This is a genomic window from Fictibacillus nanhaiensis (assembly GCF_036213205.1).
In the GTDB taxonomy this organism is placed as follows: domain Bacteria; phylum Bacillota; class Bacilli; order Bacillales; family Fictibacillaceae; genus Fictibacillus; species Fictibacillus nanhaiensis_E.
Window position 1 is genome coordinate 455,262 of sequence record NZ_JARMFC010000006.1, and the last position, 18,569, is coordinate 473,830.

General features: G+C 40.1%; 22 protein-coding genes. All 22 read left to right on the top strand.

What is annotated here, in order from left to right:
• Positions 1-176: 176 nt before the first annotated feature.
• The 22 genes from folE to qcrB all read left to right on the top strand — a co-directional run bounded on the left by folE (position 177) and on the right by qcrB (position 18,543).
• A complete protein-coding gene (gene folE / locus P4V41_RS09355; RefSeq protein WP_188402038.1) occupies positions 177-743 on the top strand; it encodes a GTP cyclohydrolase I FolE in 567 nt (188 codons plus the stop codon).
• Between the two features lie 12 nt (positions 744-755).
• Positions 756-974 carry a trp RNA-binding attenuation protein MtrB gene (mtrB, locus tag P4V41_RS09360; protein ID WP_066241872.1) on the top strand — a complete coding sequence of 73 codons (219 nt, stop codon included), beginning with the start codon at positions 756-758 and terminating at the stop codon, positions 972-974.
• Positions 975-1,123: 149 nt separating this feature from the next.
• Positions 1,124-1,837, top strand: coding sequence for a heptaprenyl diphosphate synthase component 1 (locus P4V41_RS09365; protein WP_328084568.1), 714 nt, complete (start codon positions 1,124-1,126; stop codon positions 1,835-1,837).
• 4 nt (positions 1,838-1,841) lie between these two features.
• Positions 1,842-2,546 carry a demethylmenaquinone methyltransferase gene (locus P4V41_RS09370; protein WP_328084569.1) on the top strand — a complete coding sequence of 235 codons (705 nt, stop codon included), beginning with the start codon at positions 1,842-1,844 and terminating at the stop codon, positions 2,544-2,546.
• Positions 2,547-2,563: 17 nt separating this feature from the next.
• Positions 2,564-3,427 (top strand): UbiA-like polyprenyltransferase, encoded by an 864-nt coding sequence (locus P4V41_RS09375; protein ID WP_328084570.1) that lies wholly within the window; start codon positions 2,564-2,566, stop codon positions 3,425-3,427.
• Entirely contained in the window at positions 3,424-4,014 is a 591-nt protein-coding gene (locus P4V41_RS09380; RefSeq protein ID WP_328084571.1) for a UbiX family flavin prenyltransferase, read from the top strand. Before P4V41_RS09375 ends, P4V41_RS09380 begins: the two co-directional genes overlap by 4 nt.
• A 6-nt stretch (positions 4,015-4,020) precedes the next feature.
• Positions 4,021-4,848 carry a menaquinone biosynthesis protein gene (locus P4V41_RS09385; RefSeq protein ID WP_328084572.1) on the top strand — a complete coding sequence of 276 codons (828 nt, stop codon included), beginning with the start codon at positions 4,021-4,023 and terminating at the stop codon, positions 4,846-4,848.
• Between the two features lie 22 nt (positions 4,849-4,870).
• On the top strand, positions 4,871-5,836 hold the full coding sequence (locus tag P4V41_RS09390; protein WP_328084573.1) for a polyprenyl synthetase family protein: 966 nt from the start codon (positions 4,871-4,873) through the stop codon (positions 5,834-5,836).
• 84 nt (positions 5,837-5,920) lie between these two features.
• Positions 5,921-6,364: a nucleoside-diphosphate kinase gene (ndk, locus tag P4V41_RS09395; protein ID WP_328084574.1), complete on the top strand. Its 444-nt coding sequence runs from the start codon at positions 5,921-5,923 to the stop codon at positions 6,362-6,364.
• 335 nt (positions 6,365-6,699) lie between these two features.
• A complete protein-coding gene (locus tag P4V41_RS09400) occupies positions 6,700-7,479 on the top strand; it encodes a protein-glutamate O-methyltransferase CheR (protein WP_328084575.1) in 780 nt (259 codons plus the stop codon).
• 368 nt (positions 7,480-7,847) lie between these two features.
• Entirely contained in the window at positions 7,848-8,876 is a 1,029-nt protein-coding gene (gene trpD / locus P4V41_RS09405) for an anthranilate phosphoribosyltransferase (protein WP_328084576.1), read from the top strand.
• Positions 8,866-9,642: an indole-3-glycerol phosphate synthase TrpC gene (trpC, locus tag P4V41_RS09410; RefSeq protein WP_328084577.1), complete on the top strand. Its 777-nt coding sequence runs from the start codon at positions 8,866-8,868 to the stop codon at positions 9,640-9,642. Before trpD ends, trpC begins: the two co-directional genes overlap by 11 nt.
• The gene (locus P4V41_RS09415) at positions 9,626-10,258 is read left to right on the top strand and encodes a phosphoribosylanthranilate isomerase (protein WP_328084578.1); all 633 of its coding nucleotides are present in this window, start codon (positions 9,626-9,628) and stop codon (positions 10,256-10,258) included. The genes trpC and P4V41_RS09415 overlap by 17 nt, the downstream gene beginning before the upstream one ends.
• Entirely contained in the window at positions 10,255-11,454 is a 1,200-nt protein-coding gene (trpB, locus tag P4V41_RS09420; RefSeq protein ID WP_328084579.1) for a tryptophan synthase subunit beta, read from the top strand. Before P4V41_RS09415 ends, trpB begins: the two co-directional genes overlap by 4 nt.
• Positions 11,455-11,456: 2 nt before the next feature.
• Positions 11,457-12,263, top strand: a complete 807-nt coding sequence (gene trpA, locus P4V41_RS09425; protein ID WP_328084580.1) for a tryptophan synthase subunit alpha — start codon at positions 11,457-11,459, stop codon at positions 12,261-12,263.
• A 14-nt stretch (positions 12,264-12,277) separates the two neighbouring features.
• A complete protein-coding gene (gene hisC, locus P4V41_RS09430; RefSeq protein ID WP_328084581.1) occupies positions 12,278-13,384 on the top strand; it encodes a histidinol-phosphate transaminase in 1,107 nt (368 codons plus the stop codon).
• Positions 13,385-13,644: 260 nt separating this feature from the next.
• Positions 13,645-14,517, top strand: coding sequence for a hypothetical protein (locus P4V41_RS09435; protein ID WP_328084582.1), 873 nt, complete (start codon positions 13,645-13,647; stop codon positions 14,515-14,517).
• 38 nt (positions 14,518-14,555) lie between these two features.
• Positions 14,556-15,809, top strand: a complete 1,254-nt coding sequence (locus tag P4V41_RS09440; RefSeq protein ID WP_328084583.1) for a tetratricopeptide repeat protein — start codon at positions 14,556-14,558, stop codon at positions 15,807-15,809.
• Between the two features lie 90 nt (positions 15,810-15,899).
• Positions 15,900-16,451, top strand: a complete 552-nt coding sequence (locus P4V41_RS09445; protein ID WP_066395641.1) for a ReoY family proteolytic degradation factor — start codon at positions 15,900-15,902, stop codon at positions 16,449-16,451.
• Positions 16,452-16,780: 329 nt separating this feature from the next.
• Positions 16,781-17,245, top strand: a complete 465-nt coding sequence (locus P4V41_RS09450) for a YpiF family protein (RefSeq protein ID WP_328084584.1) — start codon at positions 16,781-16,783, stop codon at positions 17,243-17,245.
• A 119-nt stretch (positions 17,246-17,364) separates the two neighbouring features.
• The gene (locus tag P4V41_RS09455; RefSeq protein WP_137789058.1) at positions 17,365-17,868 is read left to right on the top strand and encodes a ubiquinol-cytochrome c reductase iron-sulfur subunit; all 504 of its coding nucleotides are present in this window, start codon (positions 17,365-17,367) and stop codon (positions 17,866-17,868) included.
• Positions 17,869-17,871: 3 nt separating this feature from the next.
• Positions 17,872-18,543, top strand: a complete 672-nt coding sequence (gene qcrB / locus P4V41_RS09460; RefSeq protein WP_066241815.1) for a menaquinol-cytochrome c reductase cytochrome b subunit — start codon at positions 17,872-17,874, stop codon at positions 18,541-18,543.
• The last annotated feature ends 26 nt before the right edge of the window (positions 18,544-18,569 follow it).

Genomic DNA, 18,569 nt, shown 5'->3' on the forward strand with positions numbered 1-18,569 from the left:
TGGATTATTCGGAGAGCGAAACCATATATCGGCAATAATTCATTTATATCGGCAACTCAGGTTATGATACGTCAGATCCGCTCCTCACATGGCGTAAGGCTTTTCTCTTTTTGCTATTCTTTCTTCATTATGCTAAAATTTTTCTATTGTGTTAATGGAATTGGAGGACAACCGGCGTGGCAGAAGTTCAAAAAGAAAAAATTGAGATAGCTGTAAAAATGATATTAGAAGCGATAGGTGAAGACCCTGAGAGAGAGGGTTTAATAGATACACCAAAACGTGTTGCGAAAATGTATGAAGAAGTATTTCAAGGATTGAATCAAGATCCTAAAGAGCACTTTGCTACTATTTTTGGAGAAGATCATGAAGAGTTAGTGCTCGTCAAAGATATCCCTTTCTATTCAATGTGTGAGCATCACCTTGTACCTTTCTTCGGGAAAGCGCATATCGGATACATACCAAAAGGAGGAAAAGTAACAGGCTTAAGCAAGCTTGCTAGAGCTGTAGAAGCTGTTACAAAACGACCTCAACTGCAAGAAAGAATCACTTCAACGATTGCCAACAGCTTACTCGAGACCCTAGAACCTCATGGTGTGATCGTTGTTATCGAAGCAGAGCATATGTGTATGACGATGCGTGGTGTGAAAAAACCGGGCTCTATGACGGTTACTTCAGCAGTGCGTGGTGTTTTTGAAAAAGATCCTGCTGCTCGTGCAGAAGTACTAAGTTTAATCAGAAACTAAGGAGGTAACTTCATGAAATCAGAATTTGATTTTTTCGTGATCAAAGCGAAAGAGAACGGCGTAAACGTAATCGGCTTAACACGTGGTACAGAAACAAGATTTCATCATTCTGAAAAGCTTGATAAAGGTGAAGTGATGATCGCTCAATTCACTGAGCATACTTCAGCTGTAAAAGTTAGAGGAAAAGCAGTGATCTACACGAAACACGGAGAAGTAGATACTGAATCATAAGGATTAATTTCGGCGTATACGTGCCAAAAAGCTGGGCTAAAGATAAGCCTAGTTTTCTTTATGTCTTTTAAAGAGGTTGAATCCTAATAATTTTGGCGACTATGTTATAATAAGAAAGCACAATTTTGCTGTGTCATTGGAGGGATTTGATGAACACCATGGAACAAATTCAGCGTTTAAAACAGCATACACTTTTATTGATGCAGCACGGTTATGTGGATAGATTCCTTCAACCTCCAGTCTTTAAAGAATCCAAAGTATTCATCACATACTGTCTGCTGCGTGAACTTGAATTGGATGAAGCTGTAGAAGCAGAGTATTTTAGTTCGATTACTCTCATTCAATCTGCATTGGACAGGCATGATGACATTTTGGAAGAGCATATCAATGAGAATAAAAAGAAACGTCAGCTTGTCGTTTTATCTGGCGACTATTTTAGCAGTCTGTACTACTTACTTTTATCTCACTGTGAAAATTTAGATCTGATCTCGAAGTTATCGAGTGCCGTTCAAGAAATTAACGAAAAGAAGGCAGATCTGCACAATCAGAGTAAGGTCAAGTTTCAAACCACGAGTGTTGAATATTTAAAAGCCATACAGAAGATTGACAGTCTTTTATTAACAAAAGCAGCTGAATCATTTGGTCTTCATACATATATACCATTTATTGAGAGGTACCTACTTGTGTCAAGCTATCATAGTCTTGATACGAGAAGAAGATTAAGTGAAGAACAGTTGGACTATCTTAAAACATGTGAGACAGAAATTAAGAATAAAGCAGTTGAAATGCCACTGTTGTTTCATAGAGAAGGATACAACTTGGAATATTCTGATAAAAATGACTTAATGTTAGGAGAGGGTTAATCCGATGTTGAGCAAAGAAGAACGGGTTCACTCTGTATTTGAAAAGATCTCTGATCAGTATGATTACATGAACGATCTGATCTCTTTTAAACAGCATAGTAAATGGCGTAAAGATACGATGAAAAGAATGAAAGTACAGCGTGGAAACCATTGTTTAGACGTTTGTTGCGGAACAGGTGAATGGACGTTTGCTCTAGCTGAAGAAGTTGGGGAAAACGGTAAAGTGATCGGCTTAGATTTTAGTCAAAATATGCTTAATGTTGGGATCGAAAAGCTAAAAAAGCGCAGATCACCTGGAGTCAGCTTCATTCACGGCAATGCGATGGAGCTCCCGTTTGAAGATAACAGCTTTGATTTCGTTACAATTGGGTTTGGCCTAAGAAACGTACCTGATTATCTTCAGACCCTTAAAGAGATGGCACGCGTTGTAAAGCCTGGTGGAAGAGTAGTCTGTCTAGAGACTTCGCATCCGACGGTTCCTGTGTTTAAGCAGCTCTTTAAGTTTTATTTTACGTATATCATGCCTGTATTCGGCAAGTTGTTCGCCAAAAGCTATCAAGAATACGCATGGCTTCAAGAATCTACAGAAGCTTTTCTAACAAAAGATGAACTGAAAGAACTTTTTAAACAAGCTGGTTTGTCTAACGTTGAGGTCAAATCGTATGCTTTAGGCGCAGCTGCTATGCATACAGGGAAAAAACAGCAATAGAAGAGAGCGTTGTTAGTGTGTGGAAAAAAATTAAAATTATTTTAGAAATGATTAAGTTCGAACATACCATTTTTGCTCTACCCTTTGCTTTTCTTGGAGCGATCATGGGGAACCTTGTTGAAGAGGGATCAGTTCCATCACTAATGGAATGGGTTTGGATCACCCTTGCAATGGTCGGTGCACGAAGTTCTGCCATGGCTTTAAACCGTGCGATAGATTCAGAGATTGATGGGGCAAATCCTAGAACGAAAACAAGAGCGATACCAGCTAAGCTTTTAAAAAGAGGCGAAGTATACCTTTTTATTCTCGTCTCACTGGCTTTGTTGTTCGTTAGTGCTTATCAATTAAACGCGCTATCAATTAAGCTTTTGCCGCTCGCGGTATTTTTTCTTGTTATCTATTCATATACAAAGCGTTTCACGTATTTGTGTCATATCGTCTTAGGGGTTACGATCGCGATCGCACCACTCGGGGGGTGGGTCGGTGCAACAGGAACATTAAGTCCCGAAGCCTTTTTGCTATTTGTTGGTGTATTGTTTTGGACAGCAGGTTTTGACGTGATCTATGCCACACAAGATGCTGAATATGATAAATCGCATGGACTGTATTCCATACCATCTTCATTTGGTATCGCAAATGGTCTCTTGACGGCTAGATGGCTGCACGTTGCTAGTTTCATAGCTTTTGTCTCACTTGGTGTTGTATCAGGAATGGGCTGGATCTATTACTTAGGGGTATTTATCTCAGGTGTCATCATGGTCTATGAGCACTCACTCGTTAAACCTCATGATCTGTCTAAACTGGATGTGGCTTTCTTTACGATGAACGGTGTATTAAGTGTGGTCATGTTTATCTTTGCAGTAGGAGATTTGTTGATATGAAAACTTTTACAATCGGAATTACAGGAGCGAGTGGAGCGGTTTACGGCGTCAGACTTGCTCAAGAGATATTAAAAAGCGGACACAAATTACATCTTGTTGTTACTGAGGCAGGGTGGCAGGTGTTTAGAGAAGAATTATTGTGGGATACCGAGGACCGTGAAAGCTGTATCGAAGAGAATTTTGCTTCATACGGTAAAGAACGTCTTCACTATCACACGCTTCGTGACTTTAACGCACCGATCGCGAGCGGCTCGTATCAGAACGACGGAATGGTCATCATTCCTTGTTCGATGGGAACTCTTTCGGGAATCGCTCATGGTGCATCAGGAAACCTGTTGGAACGTACGGCAGATGTCATGTTGAAAGAGAGCAGAAGGCTGATCTTAGTCCCAAGAGAGACGCCACTTCATAAAATTCATCTTGAGAACATGTTAAAAGTAACAGAAGCAGGAGGAAAGATCGTTCCTGCGATGCCTGGTTTTTATCACCTGCCAAAGTCGATGGATGACCTAGTGAACTTCTTGGTAGGTAAAGTACTAGATAACTTAGGTGTACATCACGAATTGTTTACACGCTGGGGAGACTGATAGATTATGAACATCGGGGAAATCAGCTACACGAACATCATACCCCTTTATTTTTATTTAGATAGAGAAAGACTGATGGATCAAGGTGCGACCATTACGCAGGCAGTTCCATCGAGAGTAAACGCTTTAATGGAGAAACAACTCGTCGATATTGGAGGCATCTCTTCGTTTTCATACGGAAAGAATGCTCTGAATTATAGCTTAGTCCCAGACCTTTCTGTTTCTTCGTTCGGAAAAGTAAATTCTATCTATCTTTTTTCTAAATATAAGATCGAAGAGTTGAACGGCAAAAGAATCGCATTAACATCTAGCTCAGAAACATCGGTTGCTCTTTTGAAGATCATCTTAGACCGTTTTTATGGTGTTGATGTTACGTACAAGATAGAAACGCCCAATTTTGAAGCCATGCTTAGCGCGTATGATGCATGCCTCTTGATTGGGGACGATGCGATAAGTGCTTTTCGAAAACGCGGCTCTTATCATGTATATGATCTTGGGGAGATCTGGTATCAACAGACAGGACTACCGATGATCTTTGCTGTGATGGCGTATCGAAATGAAATGGAAACTGAACAAGGTGCGCTTTTGTCGTATGTAGGAAGAAGTATGATAGAGAGCAAAGAAAGGTGTCAAAGAGAAAATTTTGTTCCAGTCATCGAGCGAGTGATTAAAGAACATGGAGGCACTTTTCAGTTCTGGAATTCTTATTTTAATGGATTAAATTATCAATTTAGTGGCGAACATGAAAAGGGACTCAACCTTTATTTTCAGCTAGCTGTAGAGTGCGGATTGTTAAAAACAATGCCCTCTATCATTAAATATTCGTATAAGTAACAGGCGATAGGGTGAAACAAAAGTGAAGTTAAAGGACTTATACTCATTTCTAAAAAAAGATTTGCAGCAGATTGAAGATCAGCTCGTAGAATCCGTTCGTTCCGATCAAGCGCAGATTCATACGGCAGGAGCTGAACTTTTAAAAGCAGGGGGAAAGAGAATCCGCCCTGTGTTTGTTCTGCTTTCGGCTCAGTTCGGCACGTATAACATTCAACAAGTGAAAAAGCCGGCTGCAGCTCTTGAACTGATCCATATGGCTTCACTCGTTCATGATGATGTAGTGGATGATGCAGATATGAGACGTGGAAGAAAAACAGTAAAAGCAAAATACGATAATAAGATTGCCATGTATACGGGCGATTTTATTTTCGCATCCGCCTTAAAACTAATGACTGAGATCGAAATACCACGTGCACATCAAATCTTGGCCCAAGGAATGAAAGAGATGTGTCTCGGTGAGATCGAGCAGATCAACGAACAGTATGATACGGATCAAAACATTAGAAAGTACTTCAAACGGATCAAACGGAAAACCGCACTTCTAATCGCGCTGAGCTGTCAGCTTGGAGCGATTACTTCTAAAGCGGATGTCTCTCTTCAAAAGAAGCTGTATGATTTTGGTTTCTCTGTCGGCATGGCTTTTCAGATTACGGATGATATCTTAGATTTTACCGCTTCTGAAAAGCAGCTCGGAAAACCAGCGGGCAGTGATCTGAAGCAAGGAAACTTAACATTGCCTGTGCTGTACACGATCTATCAGTATCCGGAGATGAAAGAAAAGCTAGACGCATATTACGATACAAAAGAGCCTGCTCAACTTGCTGAACTGTTAAAAGATATTAAACGGTTAGGCGGAATTGATTACGCTACGAAGATTTCTGATAAATATTTAAAGCGTGCTAAATTGGCTGCTGAGTCTCTACCAGAAACGGATGCCAGAGATAGTTTGTTAAAAGTAGCAGATTATATCGCTGGTCGAAAATTTTGAGTGATTGCTAATTTTTAAAATTTTTGGTACGATTTCTCTGGGGAACTTGTCCCACATATACATAGATGATAGGAGAGGGAATGCATGGAAAAAACGTTTTTAATGGTAAAACCTGATGGTGTTCAACGTGCGTTAATCGGAGAAATCGTATCCCGTTTTGAAAAGAAAGGTTTTCAACTTGTTGGTGCTAAACTAATGAACATTTCTGAAGATCTTGCAAAAGAACATTATGGTGAGCACAAAGAGCGTCCGTTCTTCGGTGAACTTGTTGATTTTATTACATCTGGTCCAGTATTTGCTATGGTTTGGGAAGGTAAGGACGTTATTCTTACAGCTCGTAACATGATGGGCAAAACAAACCCAGCTGAAGCTGCTCCTGGTTCAATCCGCGGAGACTATGCTGTACAAGTAAGCAACAATATCATCCACGGTTCTGACTCTGCTGAAAGCGCTGTCCGTGAGATCGGTCTTTTCTTCAAAGAAGAAGAACTTGTTTCTTATGATAAATCAGTTGCAGTTTGGATTTAATTTTACATGGAAATGAAAGCGTTTTAACCGGCCGTCGCGCCGGTTTTTTATTTTGAGAACCTTTAACAATATGAGTTTGCCAAGATTCATTATTAATTTTACCTCTCTTCGTAATAATTTGACCGATTTGCAACGTAATTTCACCAATTCACCTATTATAATGACAAGTCGACTATAATTTACAAAAACCGACAACTTCCTACGGATAAAATAATAATATAAATGCACCAGCCAGCTGTAATGTTCATTCATCAAGTATGCAAAAATCCGTATCAGCTTCCGATATATATGTGTAGAGATTAAATATGCATGGCAGTGGAATTGGAGAGAGACATATGGACCAGGACTATGAAAGCTTTAAACAGAGCATTAATGACCAAACAGGAATAGATCTTTCCTTGTACAAAGAAGCGCAAATGAAACGCAGACTCCTAGCACTGAGAGACAAGCGATCATTTACAACATTTGCAGACTATTTTCGTGCACTCACAAAAAATCCAGATTTGCTTCTTGAGTTTTTAGACCGCATGACAATTAACGTTTCTGAGTTTTACCGAAATCCTGCTCGATGGGATGTGCTCGAGAAAAAAATCATTCCTCTGTTAGTTGAAGACAGGTCATCTTTAAAAGTGTGGAGCGCAGCATGTTCCACAGGAGAAGAGCCATACAGCCTATCGATGTTGTTATCAGATTACAAAAAAGGACTATCAACGTTTTCAATACTTGCAACAGATCTAGATCAACAAGTGTTAGACCAAGCAAAAAAAGGGTTTTATTTTGAAAAAGCGATCAAAGATGTTCCGAGTGACAAAATAGCCCGACATACAACAAAAGAGGAACTTGGTATCAGCGTTTCAGATTCTATCAAAAAACAAGTAACATTTAAGAAGCAGAATCTGCTTTCAGATCGTTTTGAATCTGATTTTGATCTCATCGTTTGCCGAAATGTGATGATTTATTTTACGGAAGAAGCAAAAACGGTTTTGTATCAAAAATTCAGCAAAGCGCTTCGAAAAGGCGGTGTTCTATTTGTGGGAAGTACCGAGCAGATCTTCAATCCTGGATTATACGACTTGGAATCAGTAGAACCGTTCTTTTATAGAAAACTTAAGTAAAAAAAAATTGTAACGCTGTAAATCTGTTGACAGATTTCCTACAATAGTTTAATGTAACTGATAAGTTTAGAGCACATAGAAATGTGCAATAGAGTTTAGAGCTTAGAGCATAGTTGAGACAAGTTGAGAGAGTTTGAGTGGAGCAGAGCCGAGAATGGATATGTACATATGCCATGCGGGTTATTTCTGCATGGCTTTTTTGTATGCTTCATCAAGAAGTATGTACATGTTCCCTTAAAGATCGACCTCTTATATCCTCCTCATTCTCCGTATTAACGGAGGTGCAGATATGATCATATCCTTTCCGATTCCTCCTTGAACGTTTTTGTTTGTAGACAAAACAACCAAAACGATTAAGGGGTGTTCATATGATTTCAAATATCATTCAAAAAATAATGAAACACGAAACATTAACAGAAAATGAAGCTTTTTATTTTATGGAGAAATTAGCTGGTGGTGATGTCACAGATGCTCAAGGAAGTTCTGTTTTAAGCATCATGAGCTTTCGTGGTGAGACGGTAGACGAGATCGTTGGATTTGTTAAAGCGATCAGAAAGCTCTCGAGAAAAGCTGAGTCTTCACAACACCAAGAGCTGATGGATACTTGCGGTACCGGTGGTGATGGAGCATCGACTTTTAACATCTCTACCGCAGTTAGCATCATACTTGCTTCATTAGGGGTAAAAGTGGCGAAGCACGGCAACAAAGCGGTCACGTCAAAAAGTGGAAGCTCTGATGTGCTAGAGGCGTTAGGCATTCATGCTGCCAGCAACCACTTTGAAGCTAATTCACAGCTAAATAAACACGACATCGCATTTCTACACGCTCCATATTTTCATCCGGCGCTCAAAAAAGTTGCTTCGTTGAGAGGGCAACTACCATTCCGAACGATCTTCAATTGTATCGGCCCGTTGTTAAATCCGATGGCACCGACGTACCAGCTGATCGGAGCAAGCGATGAGGAAGTTGCTCACAAGCTAGCTGAAGTGACGTTGAAACTCGGAATCAAACGAGCATTGATCGTTACAGGGAAAGATGGTTTGGACGAATGTTCGATAACTGGCGAGACACGGATGTTTTTAGTTGATAACCACACAATCACAACTTTCAACTACACACCTGAAGAAGCAGGTTTAAATCGAGGAGATCTAAGTCAGTTAACCGTAAAGAACAAACAAGAAAGTGCTGAACTCATACGTTCTATCCTACAAGGTGCAGGAAATGATTCAGCTCGCAATATCGTCATCCTTAATGCAGCTGCAGCTCTATTTGCGTCAAAACGGGTTCCGAGTATTCGGGACGGAGTGGAGATTATCAAGCAATGCCTGCAATCAAAATCTGCATATGATCATCTTGAAGAAATGACCAAAGAAGAGGCGAGTGCACATGTTAACTAAAATATTGAAACAAAAAGAAAAAGAAGTAGCTGTTCTTCCTTCATTTAAGAAAGGAGAACTGGATTTTACCGATAAAGATCATCGACCGTTTGCTTATAAAATTGCAAATTCTTTTAATAGACCCGCTTTGATCGCTGAGGTGAAAAAAGCTTCACCATCAAAAGGAATCATAAAAGAAAATTTCAATCCTGTAGAGATCGCTGTCGAATATGAAAAAGCAGGAGCATCTTGTTTGTCCGTCTTAACGGACACAGAGTTCTTTCAAGGAGACCTTCAATATTTAAAAGATATACGCAATCATGTCTCACTTCCTCTTTTAAGAAAGGATTTCATCATTGATGAAAAGCAGATCATTGAGAGTGTTGAGAACGGAGCAGATGCGATTCTGCTCATTGCAGCTTGCTTAACAAGCGATCGATTAGAAAAGCTTCATGCACTAGCGACGGAATGCGGTTTAGAGTGTTTAGTCGAAGTTCATTCAAAACAAGAGATTCAGCAAGTTTACGATGTTTGTAATCCTTCCATGATTGGGATTAACAACCGCGATCTTAACACGTTCACTACAGACATCGAGCATACATTTTCTCTTCTTTCATCCATAAAAAAAGAAACCCTTGTTATCAGTGAAAGTGGCATCAAAACAGCTACAGATGTTAAAAGCCTATTCGATCACCAAGTGAATGGAATGTTGATCGGAGAAACATTGATGAGAGCGGACTCTATAGAAAAGAAGATAAGAGAGCTTTATCATGACTGTTCAAATTAAATATTGTGGCTGTCAGTCTGAAGAGGACTATAAGCTGCTCATTGAATCAAAAGCAGACTTAATCGGGTTCATATTCGCTGAAAGTAAAAGAAAAGTCGATCCAGTGAGGGTGAACAGCTGGATTGAGAAGTACGGAAAACCTAAAAAGCTCGTTGGTGTTTTTCAAAACGCAACCCCGGATAGAATCAAAGATGTAATCAGTACCATTCCAATAGACATCATCCAATGTCATGGGACTGAAACGGTTGATCAGCTCAACAAAATTAGAGTTCATTGCAACAAAAAAATTTATAAAGCACTACCTTTTAGTGAACACATCCTAAAAGAGATAGAGTTATTCGGAAAAGTCGCAGACGCTCTAATCGTAGACTCAGTAGCAAAGGGGCAATTCGGAGGTACAGGTATTCCTTTTTCGTGGGAAGAAGTTCCTAATATGATGAAAATTGCAGAAGAGGTAGGGGTCACTTGTTTCATAGCAGGTGGAATCAGACCCGATAATGTTGCAGAACTAATGAGACTTCATCCACACGGAATCGACCTAAGTGGTGGTATTGAAGAAAATGGAAGAAAAAGCTTAAAAAGAATAGAAACTCTTGAAAGGATGATAATGAGATGACTACGGCTACAGTACCTAATCATAGAGGAAGATATGGTGTGTTCGGCGGAAAATACGTACCTGAAACGATTATGTTTGCACTTGAAGAGCTTGAGACGGCTTTCGATGAAGCGATAAAAGATAAAGATTTTAATGAGCTTTTCCAAAAAGAACTAGCGATCTATTCAGGCCGTCCTACTCCCTTAACAAAAGCAGATCGTCTGAGTGAGTCCAATGGCGGAGCATCGATCTATTTAAAAAGAGAAGACCTGAACCACACAGGAGCACATAAGATTAATAACGCCATCGGCCAGGCGCTCTTAGCTGTCAGGATGGGAAAGAAAAAGATCATCGCTGAGACCGGAGCAGGTCAGCATGGCGTAGCAGCAGCGACTGTTGCAGCCAAGTACGGATTATCTTGTAAAGTTTATATGGGAAAAGAAGATATAAGAAGACAAGCTTTAAATGTATTTCGTATGAAGCTGTTAGGTGCTGAAGTGATCGAGGTCACGAGCGGCAGTCAAACGTTAAAAGATGCTACTAATGAAGCAATACGAGAATGGGTTGCTGCGGTTGAAGACACATTCTATCTCATCGGTTCTGCTGTAGGACCGTATCCATATCCGAAGATGGTTAAACAATTTCAGCAGGTGATCGGTCATGAAACAGAGAGCCAATTTAAGGAGATTCATAACGAGAAGCTTCCAGATGCTGTTGTAGCATGTGTAGGCGGCGGTAGTAATGCGATCGGCATGTTCGCACCGTTTATCGAGAAAGAGGTTCCATTATACGGTATAGAGGCAGCAGGGATGGGGGTAGAGACTCCTCAGCATGCAGCAACGTTATCTAAAGGCTCAAATGGTGTGATTCATGGTTCATTGACAAAACTTCTTCAAACGAGCGAAGGGCAGATTACAGAACCATATTCGATATCAGCGGGTCTCGATTATCCGGGGATAGGGCCGGAACATGCTTACCTACATGAGACCAAAAGAGTAACTTATGAAGCAGTAACAGATGAAGAAGCATTACACGCCTTAAAGCTTTTATGTGAGAACGAAGGTATTCTATGTGCGTTAGAGAGTGCTCATGCCGTAGCTTATAGTCTAAAGCTAGCTAAAAGAATGCGAAAAGATCAACATGTAGTCGTTTGTTTATCAGGAAGAGGCGACAAAGATGTTCATACACTGATGGAATTTGAAGAAGGGGTGAAATAAAGATGAATAAGAGATGGGAAGTCTTTCAACATTCTTCAGATTATCGTTTCACTCCGTATATCATGGCTGGTGACCCATGTGAAGAAGCCACGATCGAACTGTCATTAGCTCTTGAAGAGTGCGGAGCTCATGCGCTAGAACTAGGTGTTCCATACTCAGACCCATTGGCTGATGGTCCAGTCATTCAAAGAGCTGGTATGCGAGGTTTGGCACAAAACATGAATCTAGAAAAAACTGTAAAGCTCGTTTCTAAGCTTCGAGAAAGAGGATTGAAGATTCCGGTAATTATCTTTACTTATTATAATCTTTTGTTACAATTAGGAGAAAATCGTTTCCTGAAGTTAGCAGAGAAAAGCGGTGTAGACGGGGTTTTAGTGCCTGATCTGCCGTATGAGGAAAGCGGATATTTACAAGAAATGTGTAAAGAGCACAACCTTGCTCTAATCTCGCTCGTTTCACCTACAACACGTGAAGAAAAGCTTGCAAGACTCAGTAAAGAGGCAGAAGGCTTTTTGTATTGTATCTCATCATTAGGTGTAACAGGTGTCAGAAGTGAGTTTAGAGCCGGACTAGACGATTTCTTAAAAGCCGCGAAACAAAACAGCCGTGTTCCCGTCTTAGTAGGGTTCGGACTGTCTACGCGAGAACAGATCCAACAGTTTGATGGCAGCAGTGATGGGTTTATTGTAGGCAGCGCGATCGTCAAAAAGATTGAGGAACTAGAGAGTACCTTGCTAACGAACAGGGAGGAAGCGATCAAAACGTTTAAATCGTATATTGAGTCTTTGCTGCCTGTCTATAGTCGTTAAAAAGGAGTGGGAAAATGCAGCCGAAACAGCAGTTGTTATCGTTAAAACCTTACAAACCAGGTAAACCAGTAGAAGAAGTGAAGCGTGAGCTAGGTCTAGAGAAAATCGTAAAACTAGCTTCAAACGAGAACCCTTACGGATGCTCTGATCTTGCAAAAGAGAAGATAAGCGAGGAGCTATCTCAGCTTCACGTATATCCAGACGGTTATTCAGCTGAGCTTAGAGAAAAACTATCAAACCAACTTCAAGTGAAACAAGACCAGATCATTTTTGGTAACGGGTCGGATGAAGTGGTGCAAATTCTTTGCAGAGCCTATCTATCTCCTGAAACCAACACTGTGATGGCAGCTCCTACTTTTCCTCAATACAGACACAATGCTGTTATCGAAGGAGCTGAAGTGAGAGAGGTTGAGTTGATCGAAGGCAATCATGATCTAGATGCTATGCTTGAAGCGATCGATCAAAATACGAGAATCGTCTGGCTTTGCAACCCGAACAACCCGACTGGAAACTATATTCCAGAGCGAGAGTTTGTAAGCTTTATGGAAAAAGTACCGTCTGACGTTCTCGTAGTAAGTGACGAAGCTTATTACGAATATGTATCAGCTGCTGATTACCCAAACACGTTAGATTACTTGGAGAAGTACAGCAATCTAGTTATCTTAAGAACATTCTCCAAAGCTCATGGACTAGCTGCGCTTCGAATTGGATATGGCGTTGCTCAGTCTTCCATCATCCAGTCTATCGAGCCTGCTAGAGAGCCTTTCAACACATCTCGCATCGCTCAAGCTGCTGCGATCGGAGCGTTGGAAGATGATGCGTTTATTAGACAATGTAAAGAGAAGAACAGAAAAGGCCTTGAAACGTTTTATGCATTCTGTGATGATAAAGGGCTGCTGTATTATCCTTCTGAAGCAAACTTTATTCTGATAGACGTAAAATCTGATGCCGATCAAGCGTTTGATTATCTTCTGCGAAAAGGATATATTGTGCGTTCGGGAACTGCATTAGGATTCCCTACCATGATTCGTGTCACGATTGGTGAAGAAGAACAGAACAAAGAGATCATCGAACACTTAGGTGCGTATATTGACTCTGTTGTTGAGAAAGTAAATAAATAAAATCACTAACAATAGCCTGATACTTTTAATAATATCAGGCTATTTTCATAATTTTCAAAAAAGTGTTGCATTTTAAATAAGCTCTATTTATAATGAATGTAATATGGTTTCTCTCCACTCCTATCCATATTATACTTTCCTGACAGCGCTTACATGTCAGGACTTTTTTTGTCTTCATTTTAATTTCCTCTTAAATTTTTCTATCATAAAATTCTCGTTTCTATCATAACTTGTCCTATAGAGAAAAAAGGAGGCGAGCTATGCGATATATTATTGAGCGCCCGCTACAATCGCTCGGTACAGATACTGTTCTTTCTTATCTAGTAGACTCTCAAAAAATCTCCTACGTCTCACAGGGCCCTCTTAGAATGAATGTGATGAAGATGTCTATGCAAGGTTTAAAGATGATTCCTGGGCATATCAGTCCTCTTATGTCATTGAATAGATTGCCTATCGAAAAGGTAAGACAGAATCTTAGCGAGAGAGTTAGAAGAGGCACGACTACACTGTTAACATCTGCTGAAGTCAACTATCTACATGAAGCTGAAACAGAATTGAAGCGAACGAGACATCTCTTAATATCCAGTTCAGTAGACTATTGCATCGGTCTTAGCATGTCTCCAGAAAAGATTACGCCACAGATGATGAGTTTTTGCCGAAAACAGAAAATTTCTTTCATCCAATTGATCTGTAAAGATTTTACTCAGTTAACACATGTAATTTGGGAGAGGATCAGTGAAGCTAATTTTAGTTATGGAACCGTCATCTTTCCAACCTTTCCATCAAACATAGATCAGAAGTTGAAAAATACGTGGCAGAAGAAATGGAACGAGCTATCGATTAAACATCAAATTCCAACGCTTTTTCATGAACTGTGCGAAACTGAACCAATCTCGTTACCCAGTTTGAAAATGCTCGGTCTATATCCTGTAAAAGGCGGTTTGTTCGCAGGCAGTGATGCTGACTATTGTATTTATCGTACGAATGGGTTGAATGATACGTTACAGGCAGTGATTGTAAGAGGTGAAATCGTCTTTTCTGAGAAAGTTCCAGAAATGCACCAAGGATACGGAAAAGAAATTATCGTAGTAAAGCCCCGTCGTTTTGGAGAATCTCTTATATCTCGTGTATAATAGGCACAAGAATATAAGGGATAAGGGAGTTTTTTTAAGTGAACGAAATCCAAGATGCAATAAGGCTTGTTGAACATGGTGACGTAGAAAAAGGAATGTCGCTATTAGATAAAATAAAACTAAAAGCAGGAGATCCAGAAAAATTCGAGATCGCCGAAGTTTACTTAAACTGGGGTCATACATCAGAAGCAATGGATCTTTTTAATGAGTTGCTGAAAAAATACCCTGGAGATGGAGAACTTCTCGTTTCCATTGCAGAATGCTGCTTTGATGAAGGCATGGATGAGAAGGCGATTGAGTATTTGGACAAAGTAAAGGAAGAAGATGACGAATATTTAAGGGCACTTATCCTTCAAGCAGATCTGTATGAAAGTCTTGGTCTGATAGAAGTGGCAGAACGTAAGCTTACAGAAGCACACCAAAAGGACCAGAAACACCCAGTACTCGCTTATGCTTTAGGTGATTTTTATTTAAGACAAGGTAAATTTGATTCAAGTTTGCCACTGTTAAAAGTAGCGATCGATGGAAAAGCTGAAATAGAAGATGTTACGTTAAGATATGCTGAAGCATTAAGCAGATTGGGCAAGTTTGAGGAATCACTTCCATACTACAGAAAAGGTCTCGATCACCATAAAGACCTTTACAGTTTGTTTGGTCATGGCGTAACGGCTTTTAAAGCAGGTGAGTTTAAAGAAGCGATCGCGAGTCTTGAAGAACTAAAAGATATGGACCCAGATTATACGACCCTCTATAGCGTTCTTTCTGAAGCGTATGAAGAAGAAGGTGCCCTAACTGAGGCGTACGATGTTATCTCTGAAGGGTTAAAAAGAGATGAACATAATGAGAACATCTACCTTCAAGCTGCACGACTAGCCTATAAGCTACACAATCCAGAACAGGGTGAACAGTGGGTAAAACAAGCCCTTGAACTCGATCCTACTCGTATTGAACCACTACTACGATTAGGTGATCAGTACATTCGTGAAGAACGGTTTGAAGATATACTAAGTCTTTATAAGTCACTTGCTGAAACGAAAGAAGAGATACCTCTCATGTATTGGCATCTCGCTACAGCGAACAAAGAGACCGAAGACTATAGCGAAGCTGCAAAATGGTATGAAAAAGCATCGATGTTGTTTAATGATGACCCTGTGTTCCTAGAAGAATATGCGTATTTCCTCATCGAGGAGGGCGAGCAGAAGAAAGCGAAAGAAATTCTGCAGAAACTGTTGAACCAAAGCTCAGAACGAGACGATATTGAAGACGTTTTAAACCGATTGGAAGATTTTTAAAACTTTCTGAAGTGAAGAAGGATTTTACGAGCAGTGAGAGAATATATTTATTATCAAGATGACGTGTTTTTGAATGATGGGGGGATTGCAATGAGCAGCACCGTTTCGGTCCTTGAAAAAAAGGATTTTATCAAATGGTTCCTTAATCATTATCAGTTAAAGAAACGCGAATGTGTTTGGTTATTAAACTATTTAGTTAGTGATGACCAACTGATGGAGAAGGTACATTTTGTAGAGAAAGCCGAATATTGTCCAAAGGCCATAATCATGTCAACTCAATGCACAGACGGAGTTCCGTTCCGTTTCTACAAACAAAATGTCCTAACGACTGATGCCGAAAAATCATTTCATGACATCCGCTTGAACCAAGAAGAAGAGATCTATCTTGAACTTAATTTTAACGCATCACGTCTGACGCCCGAGTATGCTTCTGTATTAGAAGAAAATCCACACTTGCCACAGAATATGTCGATGGACAAAAAATACGGCATATGGGCGGAAATGGTATTAGAGAAGTCGATCGAAACGTACCGCAAGAATGATATAATGGCGAAGATCGATGCAGCACTAGACCAAAAGGATTATGACAGCTTCACAAAATGGACCAATGAACTAAAAAATTTAGAAAAACAGCCATCCTAGTTGTGTGAAGGCGACTCTTAAGAAAAAGGGTCGTCTTTTTTGTGGGTAATGTGGCTTCTGTGCTAACGCGTGCACAAGCTATTGTTGGTCTTTAACCAAGGTTGTTTTGCACCCAATCCACAAATTCAGGCTTTGAATCCAGAAGTTTTAGCCTGCAATCCAAATGTTTGATCACTTTATCCACGAGTTTTTTACTTTTATCCGCGAGTCGGCAATCTTAGACCTATTTCGACATCTACAAATCTACCTATTTTCTTAGCCAACCACATTATGCTAGAGAGATATATGGTACGATAAGAAGCAGTACATACCAAGTAAGGAGATTTTTTATGAAATGGAAAACAAATGACGCAGATGTATTCTTAAAATCTGGTGAGTATGTGGACTCGATCTTGATTCCGTTAACACCAGTCAGCTTCTCTCAAGACTTCAAATCGAGTGTAACGATGTCTGAGTATACAGAGCTGTTAACGTCAGAAATAGAGCGTCAGCTGCATGGCAGGTTATTTTTATCACCAAATTTTACATACGTTAAAGATGATCATGCTCTTGATCGATTAACTCATTTTTTAGAGCACGTTAAAAATTCGGGCCATTTTAAACATATCTTTCTTATGACAAGTGATGTGTATTGGAAAGAGTTTGAACAACAGCTTTCGGGCCAATTATTTTGGGTACCCGCTCTACCACTAGAAACGATGGACGAGAAGTATAGATTAGAAGTAATAAAAGAGCAGGTAAAACCGTTGTTTCAGCTTATTTTCAACGATTGGCAGAGGAGTATAAATTCGTAATATTTACCACATGTCATATTGACATTAAAAGACAACATAAGCTATCATGTTTATGTCCTAGTAATATGTGTGTAAAAGTCCGGATGGACCGTCATTTACAGCATAAGGGGGGGAAAACAATGTCAAAGGAAGATATTTCAAGACGTCAGTTCTTAAACTACACATTAACTGGCGTTGGTGGATTTATGGCTGCCGGCATGCTTATGCCAATGGTCCGTTTCGCCCTTGATCCGATTTTGAAAGAGGGAACAGATCAAGAATTGGTAGCGGTTACGAGCGTGGAAGAGATCGCGAACGAACCAAAGCGTTTCGATTTTAAAATCAAACAAAAAGATGGCTGGTACGAGTCTGATGTCACTCAATCTGCCTGGGTTTATAAAGCGAAGAATGGTGATTTTATCGCACTTTCTCCAATCTGTAAACATCTAGGTTGTACGGTAGACTGGAATACAGATCCATCACACCCTAACCAGTTCTTCTGTCCTTGCCACTTAGGCCGTTATACGAAGGATGGAACTAATGTTAAGGGAACTGCACCTCTTGCACCACTTGATGTATATGACAGCCAGGTGAAAGATGGAAAGCTTTATTTAGGAAAGGCAAAACCAAGAAAGGGGGCGTAATGAATGCTACAAAAGATTTATGACTGGGTAGATGAGCGCCTGGATATTACGCCGCTTTGGAGAGATGTTGCAGACCATGAAGTACCGGAACACGTAAACCCCGCACATCATTTTTCTGCGTTTGTTTACTGTTTTGGTGGATTAACGTTCTTCATCACGGTTATCCAAATTCTTTCAGGTATGTTCTTAACGATGTATTATGTACCTGATATCGTGAATGCTTGGGAATCCGTATATTACCTGCAAAATGAAGTGGCATTTGGAGTTATTGTACGCGGAATGCACCACTGGGGCGCGAGCCTTGTTATTGTAATGATGTTTCTACATACATTGCGCGTATTTTTCCAGGGAGCTTATAAGAAGCCGAGAGAATTAAACTGGGTTGTTGGAGTACTTATTTTCTTTGTTATGTTAGGTTTAGGTTTTACAGGTTATCTATTGCCTTGGGATATGAAAGCGCTATTTGCGACTAAGGTAGGAATTGAGATCGCTATGACGATTCCTGTTGTTGGTCCAATCGCGAAAACTTTCCTTGCCGGCGGAGAGATTATCGGAGCACAGACGCTTACGCGATTCTTTGCGATTCACGTATTCTTCCTTCCTGCAGCATTGTTAGGCTTGATGGGTGCCCATTTCTTAATGATCCGTAAACAAGGTATTTCCGGACCGTTGTAAGAACAAACATAAGATTAAAAGGTTCA

Bases quoted from the DNA above. Each gene is read 5' to 3' on its own strand.
- mtrB (WP_066241872.1), top strand. From the start codon at position 756: ATGAAATCAGAATTTGATTTTTTCGTGATCAAAGCGAAAGAGAACGGC.
- P4V41_RS09365 (WP_328084568.1), top strand. From the start codon at position 1,124: ATGAACACCATGGAACAAATTCAGCGTTTAAAACAGCATACACTTTTA.
- P4V41_RS09370 (WP_328084569.1), top strand. From the start codon at position 1,842: ATGTTGAGCAAAGAAGAACGGGTTCACTCTGTATTTGAAAAGATCTCT.
- P4V41_RS09380 (WP_328084571.1), top strand. From the start codon at position 3,424: ATGAAAACTTTTACAATCGGAATTACAGGAGCGAGTGGAGCGGTTTAC.
- P4V41_RS09385 (WP_328084572.1), top strand. From the start codon at position 4,021: ATGAACATCGGGGAAATCAGCTACACGAACATCATACCCCTTTATTTT.
- ndk (WP_328084574.1), top strand. From the start codon at position 5,921: ATGGAAAAAACGTTTTTAATGGTAAAACCTGATGGTGTTCAACGTGCG.
- P4V41_RS09400 (WP_328084575.1), top strand. From the start codon at position 6,700: ATGGACCAGGACTATGAAAGCTTTAAACAGAGCATTAATGACCAAACA.
- trpD (WP_328084576.1), top strand. From the start codon at position 7,848: ATGATTTCAAATATCATTCAAAAAATAATGAAACACGAAACATTAACA.
- trpC (WP_328084577.1), top strand. From the start codon at position 8,866: ATGTTAACTAAAATATTGAAACAAAAAGAAAAAGAAGTAGCTGTTCTT.
- P4V41_RS09415 (WP_328084578.1), top strand. From the start codon at position 9,626: ATGACTGTTCAAATTAAATATTGTGGCTGTCAGTCTGAAGAGGACTAT.
- trpB (WP_328084579.1), top strand. From the start codon at position 10,255: ATGACTACGGCTACAGTACCTAATCATAGAGGAAGATATGGTGTGTTC.
- trpA (WP_328084580.1), top strand. From the start codon at position 11,457: ATGAATAAGAGATGGGAAGTCTTTCAACATTCTTCAGATTATCGTTTC.
- hisC (WP_328084581.1), top strand. From the start codon at position 12,278: ATGCAGCCGAAACAGCAGTTGTTATCGTTAAAACCTTACAAACCAGGT.
- P4V41_RS09435 (WP_328084582.1), top strand. From the start codon at position 13,645: ATGCGATATATTATTGAGCGCCCGCTACAATCGCTCGGTACAGATACT.
- P4V41_RS09445 (WP_066395641.1), top strand. From the start codon at position 15,900: ATGAGCAGCACCGTTTCGGTCCTTGAAAAAAAGGATTTTATCAAATGG.
- P4V41_RS09450 (WP_328084584.1), top strand. From the start codon at position 16,781: ATGAAATGGAAAACAAATGACGCAGATGTATTCTTAAAATCTGGTGAG.
- P4V41_RS09455 (WP_137789058.1), top strand. From the start codon at position 17,365: ATGTCAAAGGAAGATATTTCAAGACGTCAGTTCTTAAACTACACATTA.
- qcrB (WP_066241815.1), top strand. From the start codon at position 17,872: ATGCTACAAAAGATTTATGACTGGGTAGATGAGCGCCTGGATATTACG.